The following is a 13,231-nucleotide window of genomic DNA, read 5'->3' on the forward strand; positions in this document are numbered from 1 at the left end:
AGGATTCGAACCTGCGACCTCCTGCTCCCAAAGCAGGCGCGATGACCGGGCTACGCTACACCCCGAAATTCGGACTGCAAATATACGAGTTTTTTATAAATAAAAAATAAAAAAATAAAATTATTTTTACCTATGTAAGGATTGACAAAAGATATATACAAAGCTATTACTGTTTTTTAAAAAAAAAGTACATTTGTAAACCTTAAAAATAATACCCAATGTCAAATACTGTAGAAAGAATTAAATGTTTAATAATAGGTTCTGGACCTGCTGGTTACACAGCTGCAATATATGCTGCAAGAGCTGATATGAAACCAGTAATGTATACTGGAATGCAAATGGGAGGTCAATTAACAACTACTACAGAAGTAGATAATTTCCCTGGTTACCCAAATGGAACAGACGGAACTGCAATGATGGAAGACTTAAAAAGTCAAGCAGAGCGTTTTGGAACAGATGTTCGTTTTGGAATGGTTACTAAAGTTGAATTTTCTGAAGAAGAAGGTGGAATTCACAAAGTAGTGGTAGATGAAACTACTGAATTAGAAGCAGAAACAGTAATTATTTCTACAGGAGCTACAGCAAAATATTTAGGATTAGAAAGTGAGCAACGTTTAATAGGTGGTGGAGTTTCGGCTTGTGCTACTTGTGATGGTTTCTTTTATAAAGGACAAGATGTTGTTGTGGTTGGAGCTGGAGATACTGCTGCTGAAGAAGCAACTTACTTAGCAAACATTTGTAATAAAGTTACTATGTTAGTTCGTAAAGATTATATGCGTGCTTCTAAAGCAATGCAACACCGTGTAAATAAAACTGAAAATATTGAGGTATTATTTAATACTGAAATAGATGAGGTTATAGGAGAAAATGTTGTAGAAGGTGTACGTGCTGTAAATAATCAAACAGGAGATAAAGTAGATATTCCAGTAACAGGAGTATTTATTGCTATTGGTCATACACCAAACACAGCATTATTTAAAGGTGTGTTAGATATGGATGATACAGGTTATTTAATCACAAAAGGGAAATCTACCAAAACAAATGTACCAGGAGTATTCGCTGCTGGAGATGTACAAGATAAAGAGTATCGTCAAGCTGTAACTGCTGCAGGAACAGGATGTATGGCAGCTTTAGATGCAGAACGTTATATCGGAGCATTAGAATAAAAGATTCAGAATAAGTTTTTTATATTTAAAAGAGATTACATTTCGTAATCTCTTTTTTTTGTAACGGAATTGAAAAAAGGAAGTTATGCTGGTAAATGAGAAACTTATTATGAAGAAACAATACCAATTTTTATTGTATTTCCTGTTAAGCATTGTGTTTAATGTATCAGGTCAAAATATAGCTGTTCAAAAGCAGATAGAAGATTATATTTTAGAGGTACAACAACAGTATGAAGTTCCTGGTATTTCCTTATGTGTTATAAAAGGCGATGAGGTTTTTTATAAGAAGAACTTTGGCTTTGCTAATATTGAACACAGCGTACCTATAAAGAAAACATCTATTTTTAGAGTCTATTCTTTAACAAAACCTATTATTGCAGTTACTGTTTTCCAATTAATTGAACAAGGTAAATTATCATTAGAAGATGCTATTTCTAAATATATCAAAGGGTTACCAGATTCTTGGAAAGATATTCAGGTAAAACACTTGCTAACACATTCTTCAGGATTGCCAGATATGCGTGTTTTTGGAAGTGGTGCGGAGTTAACAGAGCAAAGTGCTAAAGAAAAAGCTTTTAAAGAATCTATGCGATTCTCTAAAGGAGAAAGATATGATTATAATCAGACAAATTTTTGGTTATTACATAGAATTATAGAAAAAATTACAGGAGAGAAATTAGCAGATTTTATTGCAAAAAATCAATTTGAAGGAGAACGTACCAATGTTTTCTTTTCTTCAGACTCTAAACAAATTGTAAAAAATAGAGTTACTTCTTATTTTCCATTTGCTACAGGTACCATGATTATAGATTTACCTACGATAGAAGGTGATTATATGTTTGCAGCGAATGGGCTCAATATTACGTTAGATGAATTAGTGAAATGGGACAAAAGACTAAAAGAAAATAAGCTGTTAAAACCAGAAACTAAAATGAAAATGTGGGAGACTTTTTCATACACAGCTTCCGATAAAGTATTTGGGTATTCTTGGAATAAAATAACACGTAACAGACATGATTCTTATGGTTTTACAGGTTCTCTGATCACCGCATATAGAATTTTCCCTAAAGATAAATTGAGCATCTTTTTACTATCGAATGGTTTGGGAAAGATTTACGATATAGATACAGTAGTAGATAAAATTGCAAATATCATAGATAAAGATATTTATAATGTACAAGAACAAACTTTTTATAAGTTGTATCAAATTTTAGAAGACAAAGGACTAGCTGATTTTAAAAAGTCTTACAAAACATTAAACGAGCTTCCCAATTATAATGAACTCAATTTAGAAGAAATGGTTAATAGTTTAGGGTATACATTCTTAAGAAATCAAGAGCTTCAAAAAGCTATTCAATTATTTACGTTCAATACACAGCAATATCCTAATTCAGCAAATGTATACGATAGTTTAGGGGAAGCGTATTTAATTCAAAATGAATTGAAATTAGCAGAAAAAAACTATCAAAAAGCAATAGCATTAGGAGGAACGAATGGAAATGCAAAAGAGATGTTAGTGCGAATTCAAGCAAAAAAGAAGAAATAATCTGTAACGTTTTTGAATAACTGCAGTTAACCTGAATAAACAACTAATTAACACTAAAATAATTTGAATACACTATCAGATAGTGCTTTAATGCTAAAAGTAAAATCGGGAGAAAGCCACACATTGGGTTTGTTGTACGAGCGTTATAAAAAAAGACTGTTTGGGTTTTTCTTTCAAATGAATAAAGATGCAAGTTTATGTGAAGATTTAGTGCAAAATGTATTTATACGTGTATTAAAATACAAACATACATATACAGAAGACAGTAATTTTCTTTCTTGGATTTTTAAAATAGCTCGAAACGTATATTACGATCACTTTAAAGCACAAGATAAAAAAAGAGCATCTACTCTAACAGAAGTAAATCATATAGAAGCAACAGAAAATGTAGAAAGAGATATTGAGAAATCTGAAAAAATAAGAATATTACAAAAAGCGATAAATGAGTTACCTCCAGCGAAAAAGGAGTTGATTATCCTGAGTAAAATAAAAGAATTAAAATATAAAGAGTTAGGAGAAATTATAGGCTGTACAGAAGGCAATGCGCGAACGAAAGTACATAGAGCATTATATGATTTAAAGCAGATTTATTTAACCTTAGAAAAAAGATAGTAGGAGATGAAGTACAATGAGTTTAAAGAGATAATGATAGATTATGTATCAGGAAATTTGTCAGAAGAAAAACAAAAAGAGTTTGATCAATTTTTAAGAGAAAACCCAGCCTATACAGAAGAGTTTGAAGAGTTTTTATTATTGTGGAATCATACAGAAGAAAACGTACCAGAACCAACGATGGCTATGGACATGAACTTCTATACAATGTTACAGGCAGAAAAAGAAAAAACTACTCAAAAAACAATTATAGATCGTATTGGATTGTTGGTGAACCAAGTATTGTTTAAAAGAGTAGCATATACACTAGCTATTTTAACTGTTGGTTTCTTTTTAGGTAGAGGAGTTGCTGAGGAAGAAATAACATCAGAAGAAACAATAGATTTAGCAGCAGCAAAAAAAGAAACAGAAAAACTACGTTCTCAATTAGTATTAACATTATTAGAGCAGCCTTCGGCTAATAAGCGATTAAAAGCTGTGAATGAAGTTAGCAAAATGAATGAAGTTACAGAGACTATTATAAATGCTTTATTTAAAACATTAAACAATGATGAAAGTGTTAATGTAAGACTTTCAGCCATAGAAGCCTTAGGGAATTACACAAACATTCCGCAAGTAAGAGAAGGTTTAATTGCTTCTATTTTAAAACAAGAATCTCCATTAGTACAAATAGCATTAGCAGATGTTATGGTGTTGTTACAAGAGAAAAAAGCTATAGAACCATTTGAACAACTCATAGAAGAAGAAGATACTAATGAAAGTGCTAAGCAGAAAATGGAGGAAAGTATTGAACGAATTATTTAACAAATTAATTGTCAGTTCGAGTGCCGATGTTAGAGAAATGTCTCGAGAACAATTAAATATCATGTTTCGATACGATTTTGAATTCTTTCGGTTCGAAGATCACTCGACATGAAACAAAAACACAAATAAAAAGATCATAAGATTTTGATGTAAATGGCAAGTCCTAGGTCGCTTTTTACAGAAACGAAAATCAAGTCATTCATCAAAAAAGTTACATCATGAAATTTTTAAAATTAATTATTACAGCAAGTATTTTTTATAGCGGATTTACTACCTATGCACAGGAGGTCTATCATAAAAAATTAAAAAACAAAGAAATCTTAAAAGAAGAGTTAGCGTTTTCTTCTAATTCGCCAGATAATATTCTGGTAGTAGATAATGTATACGGACCAATTACAGTTGAAGGATACGAAGGTTCTAAAATACAGATTGAAGTAGAAAAAACAATTTATGCAGATACGCAAGAAGATTTAGAGAAAGGAAAACAAGAAATAGGTATTAAAACAGTACGTAAAGAATCGGCAATTTATGTGTATTTAGATTCACCTTATTCTAAATTCGATCTAGAAACGGGAGGCTTTGAGCATAGAGAGTTTAGTTATAATTATAGAAGAAACTATAAGCACAGGAGCAAACGTAAATACAAGTATATACTGGCTTACACGATTAAAGTGCCAAAGCAAACGAGTATTGATGTAAAAGCAATTAACAAAGGAGATATTTTTATAGAAAATGTACATGGAAAGTTATTAATTGTAAATAACATAAATGGTGCTATTGATTTGAAAGATGTTTCAGGAAAAACAGATGTAAATGCCTTAAATAAAGATATCAATATAACCTATAGTAAAAATCCGACAGAGGAAAGCTGGTATCGTTCTTTAAATGGAGATATCAATATAAAGTTTAAGAATAATTTAGACGCAACAATTAGTTACAAAACAATGAATGGAAAGTTTTATACAAATTTTGATGTTGTAAAAACTACTCCGAAAATACAAAAGTTAAAAGAACGAAAAACGAGAGGAACAAAATATAAAATAGATTCAAACAGTCATTTTAAAATAGGAAAAGGAGATGTACATCTTCACTTCGATCAGTTAAATGGAGATGCAATCGTAAAAAAATAAAACAATGAAAAGTATATACAATATAAAACTAGCAATTTGTAGTCTACTAGTATTTCTAGGATTGAATGTAGTAGCACAAGAAACGATAAAAGTGCCCTTAACAAACCCTAATAAAGAAGGGTATTTAAAAATGGGGATTTTAAACGGATCAATTTCTATAAAAGGATACGACGGAAAAGAAGTTGTTATTACAGGTACGAAAAGAGATGGCCACAGTCGTAGAAGAAATAGAAAAGAAAGGGAAGGTTTAAAAAGAATTACAGCAAGGTTTTTAGAGTTTAGTGCTGAGGAGTTTGATAATAAAGTACGTGTAAAAAGTTCTTCTAATGGTATTACAGATTTTGAAATTAAAATACCTAAGAATTTTTCGATGAAAATTTCCACAACAAATAGAGGGAATATTTATGTAGAAAACGTGAATGGAAATATAGATGTAAGCAATACCAATGGAAGTATCACTTTAAAAGATATCAGCGGCTCAGTAAGTGCAGATGCATTAAATAAAAATATAACCGTTTCTTTTATTAAGGTAACTCCAAACATACCAATGGCTTTTAGTAGTTTAAATGGAGATATTGATATTACGTTTCCCAAAAACATAAAAGCAGATGTTAAGGTAAAGTCGGAAAGAGGAGAAATTTATACCGATTTTGATTTGAAAACGAAGTCTTCTGAAGCTAAGGTTACTAAAGGAGAGAATAATAGAGGAAATGCCTATAATGTAAAAGTTGAAAAATGGATTACAGGAACAATTAATGGAGGAGGTCCAGAAATTTTGTTCAAGAATTATAATGGAGATGTTATTATCCGTTCAAAATAAATAATATGAGTTCTCTATTTAAGATATAGTTAAAAATAATAGCTATTCTTAATGAGGGCAAGATATGTCAAATCGAGCGCAGTAGAGATTTAATAAAATCATGTAACTGTGTTCGATTTGACAATTTATAACTAATGTTACTTTTTAGAAGTAAATCTATTCACTAGCATAAAAAACTGTGGATCCGATACATTATGTTTTGCCAATCCAGTTAAGGTTACTAAATCTACTCTGGTTTTATGAGCAATTACCATATTCAATTTTGGAATGACCATAATAAACTGTCCTCCCCAGCCAGTTGCGTAATAAGCACCTTCAAAATCAGGATTATCATAAAAACGATCAAATAACCACCACATATACCCATAGGAAAGTTGTACTAAATAATCTTTAGGCCAACCAAAACGTTCTTGGGTAACTACAGCTGTTGGCGTAACAGTAGTTGTAATTTTATTGATCCAATTTTTAGAAATTAATTGTTTACCATTCCATTTTCCTTCATTCAACATTAATTGTCCTACTTTGGCCATGTCTCTTGTAGATAAATACATATGATAAGCAGGATATCTAGATTTCTTTTTTTTGTAATACTTTTTCTGATTTTTAATATTCCAATCTTCAAAACCTAAAGGAATGGCTAATTGCTGTTCTAATTCTTCATAAATCGTATTTCCAGATTTTAGTTCTAAAATATGCCCGGCAACATTAAAATCCCAATTGTTATATAAAAAGTATGTTCCAGGTTCTACGCTTCCTCTTTTCTTAACATTTTGAGTATCGTAACCACCGTTAGCAGGAATATGAAAAACTCCAGAACGAGCTGTAATAATATCGTTTACAGTTGCTTTTTTTTCAATAGGCAATAATCCATCATCCTCATCAATACCAATTTCTCCAATAGTTTCTTTTAGATTAATGGTACCGTTTTCTACATATTTTCCATACAGCATACTTAAAACACTTTTTCTACAAGAAGCCAAATAATTTATTTTAGAAGTATTTCCATATTTATAAATTACTTCACCGTTTTGTACTACCATTAAACTGGTAGTATGTAGCTTCTTTAAATAGTTTTCAAAGGAATCGAGTCGTGCTTTTGTGTAATCGGTATTTTGTAAACTTAGATTTTTTTTCAAAGGAGTTCCTTGAAATGAAGAACGTTTGTAAAACCAGTCTTGAGGACTAGAGCAAAATGTAAAAGTTGTCATTACAATTAATGAGAGTACAATAAATACTATTTTTTTCATGATATGATTTTTAAAAAATTAATTCATACCAAGGACAAAAAATAGCGTTACATTGTTACGTAAGAAACGCTAGTAAGAACTCTCAAAACAAGAATTGAGAGTAAAAGAAAAAGTAATGATAAAAAAACTTTAAGGTGTTTTTAAAGTTAAGTTGTTGGAAATAAATTGTTTTGGGGTGAGTTGAGTTTCAGATTTAAAAATTCTATAAAAACTAGCTTCAGAATTAAAACCAGATTCTTTTGCAATTCCTAAAAGTGATAAATTATTTAATTCGCCATTCAATAGTCGACTTTTTACTTCTGCTACTCTAGCTTCATTAATTAACTTTCTAAAGTTTTTTTCATAGTAAACATTAATAGCATTGGAAAGTATAGACTCATTTACTTTTAAACTTTTAGCTAACTCTTTTAAAGTGAGCTTAGGATTTAAATAGAGTTTATCAACCTTCATAGCTTGTTCTAACTTATGAATAATAGTATCATCTAAAACTTCAGCCACTTTTTTCCTTCGATTATTTTTTAAATGAATAGTATCTGAGTTTTTAAATCCAATAATAGCCATATAATATACTAGCGTTGCAATTAATACATGATGTAATTCCCAACGCCAATTATATGAAGGATCTAACGTATTATTAAGAATTATTAGATTCAAAATATGAAGCAAGGATATGGTGATTAGTAATAGAAATAAAGTTTTAAGAAATCTAAACTCAGAAGTTAATGATTTGGATATGTTGGTGAAGTTTTCAGTACGCTTCTTTACATATTGAAATCCGTAGTAGAAATAAAAAACTGAGATAAAAATCAGAATGTATTCATCAATGTTCTTAGCTTGATCAAAGAAGAAACTTTGAGAAATTAATGTCTTTTTACTATATATTCTAGTTTGCATTACAGCAAGGTATACTATAATAGAATATGTTTGAGAAAGAAAAAAAGGGAAAAAATGAACCCAATTTTTAGAACGAAATTTAAAATTAGGTTGAAACAACGAAATGACATAAAAATAGAATAGTGGAGGTAATGCTAATTCAACACTATTTGGAAAAAAACCAAAACCATGCATTTCCCATAAATTGAAAGAATGCAATAATGTTTTTGTATTTAACCAAACAAAGGCTAAAATACCAAGTGCTAAAAACTTATTAGAAGGTTTTACTTTAGATTTTTTAAATAATACGATACTACAAATAATACCAGTAGTAATACCAATAAGTATTAATAAATCAAAAAGAGAAAGCTGTATGTTCACAAATTACTATTGAAATATTATGTGCAATCTAATGAAATATTTTCTCAAAATATAAGAATGAGATTCTGAAATATATCAGAACTTCATTCTTATATCTTTTAATATTTTCTTTTATATCACGCTATTTTCCCACTAGACTTCTCTTATTTTTTAGCTTTCTCCAATACAGAAATGTAAAAATTAGAATTAAGTCTATGCAAACAAAATTACTGATCAAAAGAAAACCAAATTCATCAGTAACCTCTGTAATTCCAATTAAAGTAGCTTTAAAATAATTATTTGCAGCATGTAAACAAGCCGCGATAAAAATTGAATATTTATGAAATCCTATATAAGCTATAATTAAAGAGAAAGCGATACAAGCTAAAGGATACGTAACAAAAGCTTCGATATAAGGATAGCTAGGGAAAAGATATCCTTTTAAGGCTACTGGTAAATGCCATAATCCCCAAATTAAACCAAGAATAAAAACTCCTTTCATTTCACCAAAGGCACCGAATAATTTGCCTTGTAAATATCCTCTCCAACCAATTTCTTCTCCCATAACCAAAATAACCATAGCAAGATATCCTAAAACTATAGTGAGTAGTAATTGTACAGTTGATCCTAATAATGCCCAGTCTGGAGTTGTACGAAATCCTAAATGTATTTGGATATAAAAGTCACAAACAACATAAAGAAAAGGAATACCAATAGCTAATAAAATTCCTTTTAAAGAGGGTTTTATAAATTGAAGTGATTTCCAATTTCCTCCTTCTTTTTTATTCATAATAAAAGCAATAATAGCAGGCATAAAAGCCAATGTTAATTCGATTACAGCTTTATAAATAATATTAGAAATATCTAGGGTGTTATATAAAACAAAACCGATTGTCCAAGAAGTTCCTAAAATCCAAAATGTATAATTTCTGGCTTTTTTAAAATTGACATTGCGCTGTGTGTGCGGTTGAATTGTTGTGTTCATAAAATTGTGTACTCATTTAAATTTTGAGCAAAACAATTGATAAACAACTTCTAAATCGACTCATTGGAAGACATGAGACCTTTTTCTACTTCTTTTTTGAATTGTAAAGGCGTACTACCTTCTTGTTTTTTAAATACACGATTAAATGTTGCTTTGGAATTAAATCCAGCATCAAAAGCTAAGGCTAATAATGTAAGTTCTTTTGCTGCTCCATTACGAATACTCTTTTTAAAATGTTTGATTCGATATGAATTTACATATTCGTAAAAACTAAGATTAAGATGTGTATTTATATACGTAGAAAGTTTCTTATCGGTAATGTTTAATAATTCCGCGACTTCTCTTAAGGATAAGTTTTGTTGTTGATATAGTTGTGATGTTTGAAATAAGGCTTCTAATTTATCTTTGAGGTCTGAAGTATCTTCAATTTTAGGAGTGACTTTTTCTTGTATAGTTTTTTCTGAAGTAGTTGCTTCTACAGCAATGTTTTCTTGAAAAAGAAAAATAGGTGTTTGCTGTAAACCATAATATCCCATGTACCAAATTAAAGCTGTTAGGTATATTAAATTTAAAGCCAATACAAATTTTAACGATGGGAATATGAATAAAATACCTCCAGAAATAACATCAATAATTACAAAAGTAACGCATCCATACACCCAAATAGAAAACCATTTCAAATCGATGTTTTTTAAATAGGAATACTGTTCTTTTAAGGAAATTCTGTATCTCTTTAAAAGTTTAGTACTTCGTATTACGTAATAAATGAAATAACCAAAACCTATAAAAGGAATTATAAAGCTAACTAAATGTAAGTTGTTGTGTAATGTATTGTTAGAAAAGGCTTGAGTAAAATATTGAGGAATACTAAATAGGAGTAATGAAATAAAAAAAGGGACTAGATTTTGAACGAGTTCTTTTAAAGTAACTTTTTGATTATATACAGATTTTACATAGTTGAATAGGAGAGGGCCTAACGCATATGGAGCTACTGAGCCTAATGGAACAATTAGAAAAGATACTATTGTGTTTTCTAGATAAGAAGCTCCATAGGTTAAAAATAATAGTAATAAAGAAAGTAGTATGCCTATTAGAACTGTAATAGAAAATTGTTTTCTATTATTGAAAAGTAATAGTATTAATAGTACAGTTAGCGTTACTCCAGAGTATATTAAAAAAGTGATAAGATCGTTCAAAGATGTAGCATTTTTTGAATCACAAATATAAAAATATGAGAAGTGTAGAGGAAGAGGTTTGTATTTTAATTCTTATCTACTCTATAAGTAATTCTTTTATTGGTAACGATTATTTTACGCCCCAATGCAAAGGTAAATCGAGCATTATTAATAAGTGCTGCTACTCCATTAAATCTATATTGATTACTTCCTAATGAAGTTGCTGTTGTAATTGGAGTCTCATCATTAAACAACCCATCATTATCGGTGTCTACTAATAACTGAGGAGGATAAGCTTCGCTAAAACCAGTAATTCCAGTCATATCAACTCTAATGTCTACAGTACCAACATCTACAGGAGTTCCGCTAACATTTACTTCACTTACTCTCCATATTCTTCCAAATCGAGAAAGTGTTTGCGTAGTAGGAATATCAGTTGTATTTGAAAGTGTTAAATTTCCATCGTCGTGTCCCCATAATAAAAATTCATCATTATCAAGATTTGCTGGGTCAGATACGCGTACAATTCCTGTTCCTTGAGCATCAGTATGTGTATTTGCGGCATCTACTCTTCCTATTCCAGCTACTTCATGATCAAAATTACCGTTTGCAGCATCATCTTCGTTATAAACATCGGCTGTAGTTAAAGGTCTATTGTATTTAGCAGCCAAATAATTATTTACGATAATTCTTTGAGCACTATTAAGGCGAGTATTGTACATCAAAACTTCTGCTAAACCTCCATTGATAAATCTTCCTGAAGTTCCTTGTTCGTTACCAATGGCTAAATCAAAATTATTAGCACGAGGAGTTCTATTTTCATTATCTGAATAAATAGAGGCATTGTTTCTATAGATATCTCTTCCTACAGTAGTCGCGTAAGAATATTCAATAATAGTAAAGTTTGTTGTGCTTAGTTGTCCAGCAGGAGAACTAGGAAAAGTACGCGCACCTGTTGTAAATATTACAGGTGTATGAATACGATTATCAGCATAACTAAGAACTTCATAGTTCTCGGCACCATCTAAACCTTTAACCATCCAAGCATTAAAGTTTTTGGCAACATTTACAATTGGAACAATAAAAATATCCCATTGTGTAAGATCAAAAGCAGCGGCATCTGTTATACGAAGTTGATCATTTGTTCCGTCAAAATTAATAGAAGGGTATCCATTTACAGAAGAATTAATAATAGTAGGTCTTGCTGCAGTACTTGGTGGAATTGCGTTGAAAGTATTTCCAGATTGATCTGCCCAATTAGTAACACTAGTTCCTGCTAACGTTATACCTCTATTGGCATCTAACCATAATACATTTGTTGCTGCATTTCCAACTCCACCAGGTCCAGTCTGTGAAAACCCAGTAATGGGTAATAAGAAGACTAGCATGATAACTAAAAAACTTCTTTTATACTTTTTTAGCATTATAAAAATATCTACACTAGAGATAAAAGTACTTAAAATTTCTTTTGAATGAGAAATTTTAAGAAACAACTTATTATTTTATAATATAAAAGCTTAGTGTTTAAGAGATGTTTTTATACATTATATAGGTGTCAACGAATCCAAGTTTAGCGTGTTTAAAACCATTTGGAGTAGTTCCTATAATTTCAAATCCATATTTTTTCCATAATCTTACAGCTCCTTCATTTGTACTAACTACAATATTAAACTGAATTCCAATATAGCCTCTTTCTTTTGCAACTACGAGAGAATGTTCACAGAGTTTTTTTCCAATTCCTTTACCCTGAGCGTTTGGATTTACCATATAACTACAGTTTGCAATATGACTTCCTAAATCAATTTGATTTGGTTTAATAATATATGTGCCAAGTATAATTCCATTCTCTTCAATTACATAGGTTTCCATATAACTAGCAAACCAATGTTTTTGTAAGTCTTGTTTAGGAGTATTAGGGTTAAAAACATATGTATCGCCAGTCTCAATTACTTTTGAGAATATTTCCCAAACTTTGTCAAAATCAGTTTCTGTTGCTTTTCTAATGTTCAAATTATTGGTTTTTAAATTTTTAATCGGTGAAATGTCTATAACGTGTTTGTAATGTTCTTTAAGTTTCTTGAATAAACAATACGTGGTATGTCCTTTTGGATAATCTGGTAATTCTCCAAAAACTGTATATCCCATTTTTCATAAAAAGGACGTGTTTGAAAACTTAAAGTTTCTGTACGCATATAGTTGAAGTCTTTTTTTAAGGCGAATTTTTCCGTGGCTTCTATAAGTTGTTTACCAACTCCTAAACCTCTGGTGTTTTCTGAAAGCCAAAGCAACTCAATGATATAATAATTCCAGAAAGCACAAGCTCTTATGCCACCTACAACTTTTCTGTTATCATCTTTTGCAAAGACAGCAAATTTAGTGTCTTTTTCAAAAACTACATCATCTGGAATATGTTGTTGATTATAAGTTTGAATACCTTTACTAATCGTTTGTAAGTCTTCTTTTTTTGGGGTGGAGGTTACTTCTATGTTCATTCTATTTTGATTTAAACAAAG

The 13,231-nt window shown here is 30.3% G+C and carries 13 protein-coding genes; 6 read left to right on the forward strand and 7 right to left on the reverse strand.

All coding sequences use genetic code 11. From position 1 onward, the window contains the following. Positions 1–218: 218 nt before the first annotated feature. From trxB to ACKTTC_RS07270, 6 genes are all read left to right on the forward strand, one after another. The gene (gene trxB / locus ACKTTC_RS07245; protein WP_408039140.1) at positions 219–1,166 is read left to right on the forward strand and encodes a thioredoxin-disulfide reductase; all 948 of its coding nucleotides are present in this window, start codon (positions 219–221) and stop codon (positions 1,164–1,166) included. Between the two features lie 109 nt (positions 1,167–1,275). Further along, positions 1,276–2,712: a serine hydrolase gene (locus tag ACKTTC_RS07250; protein WP_408039141.1), complete on the forward strand. Its 1,437-nt coding sequence runs from the start codon at positions 1,276–1,278 to the stop codon at positions 2,710–2,712. A gap of 63 nt (positions 2,713–2,775) precedes the next feature. Next, entirely contained in the window at positions 2,776–3,324 is a 549-nt protein-coding gene (locus ACKTTC_RS07255; RefSeq protein ID WP_408039142.1) for an RNA polymerase sigma factor, read from the forward strand. Positions 3,325–3,330: 6 nt separating this feature from the next. Further along, the gene (locus ACKTTC_RS07260; RefSeq protein WP_408039143.1) at positions 3,331–4,128 is read left to right on the forward strand and encodes a HEAT repeat domain-containing protein; all 798 of its coding nucleotides are present in this window, start codon (positions 3,331–3,333) and stop codon (positions 4,126–4,128) included. A gap of 218 nt (positions 4,129–4,346) precedes the next feature. Beyond that, positions 4,347–5,258, forward strand: a complete 912-nt coding sequence (locus tag ACKTTC_RS07265) for a DUF4097 family beta strand repeat-containing protein (RefSeq protein ID WP_408039144.1) — start codon at positions 4,347–4,349, stop codon at positions 5,256–5,258. 4 nt (positions 5,259–5,262) lie between these two features. After that, positions 5,263–6,078, forward strand: a complete 816-nt coding sequence (locus ACKTTC_RS07270) for a DUF4097 family beta strand repeat-containing protein (RefSeq protein ID WP_408039145.1) — start codon at positions 5,263–5,265, stop codon at positions 6,076–6,078. Positions 6,079–6,215: 137 nt separating this feature from the next. On the opposite strand, the gene ACKTTC_RS07275 is transcribed toward ACKTTC_RS07270, so the two are convergent. The 7 genes from ACKTTC_RS07275 to ACKTTC_RS07305 all read right to left on the reverse strand — a co-directional run bounded on the left by ACKTTC_RS07275 (position 6,216) and on the right by ACKTTC_RS07305 (position 13,210). Beyond that, the gene (locus ACKTTC_RS07275) at positions 6,216–7,325 is read right to left on the reverse strand and encodes a serine hydrolase domain-containing protein (protein ID WP_408039146.1); all 1,110 of its coding nucleotides are present in this window, start codon (positions 7,323–7,325) and stop codon (positions 6,216–6,218) included. 129 nt (positions 7,326–7,454) lie between these two features. Beyond that, positions 7,455–8,579, reverse strand: coding sequence for a helix-turn-helix domain-containing protein (locus ACKTTC_RS07280; RefSeq protein WP_408039147.1), 1,125 nt, complete (start codon positions 8,577–8,579; stop codon positions 7,455–7,457). 121 nt (positions 8,580–8,700) lie between these two features. Continuing rightward, on the reverse strand, positions 8,701–9,543 hold the full coding sequence (locus ACKTTC_RS07285; protein ID WP_408039148.1) for a CPBP family intramembrane glutamic endopeptidase: 843 nt from the start codon (positions 9,541–9,543) through the stop codon (positions 8,701–8,703). 50 nt (positions 9,544–9,593) lie between these two features. Continuing rightward, a complete protein-coding gene (locus ACKTTC_RS07290) occupies positions 9,594–10,739 on the reverse strand; it encodes a helix-turn-helix domain-containing protein (RefSeq protein WP_408039149.1) in 1,146 nt (381 codons plus the stop codon). Between the two features lie 65 nt (positions 10,740–10,804). Further along, entirely contained in the window at positions 10,805–12,142 is a 1,338-nt protein-coding gene (locus ACKTTC_RS07295; protein ID WP_408039150.1) for a hypothetical protein, read from the reverse strand. Between the two features lie 100 nt (positions 12,143–12,242). Next, positions 12,243–12,863: a GNAT family N-acetyltransferase gene (locus ACKTTC_RS07300; protein ID WP_408039151.1), complete on the reverse strand. Its 621-nt coding sequence runs from the start codon at positions 12,861–12,863 to the stop codon at positions 12,243–12,245. Continuing rightward, entirely contained in the window at positions 12,764–13,210 is a 447-nt protein-coding gene (locus tag ACKTTC_RS07305; protein ID WP_408039152.1) for a GNAT family N-acetyltransferase, read from the reverse strand. The genes ACKTTC_RS07300 and ACKTTC_RS07305 overlap by 100 nt, the downstream gene beginning before the upstream one ends. Positions 13,211–13,231: the final 21 nt, after the last annotated feature.

This window comes from Tenacibaculum amylolyticum (assembly GCF_964511145.1).
Classification (GTDB): Bacteria; Bacteroidota; Bacteroidia; order Flavobacteriales; family Flavobacteriaceae; genus Polaribacter; species Polaribacter amylolyticum.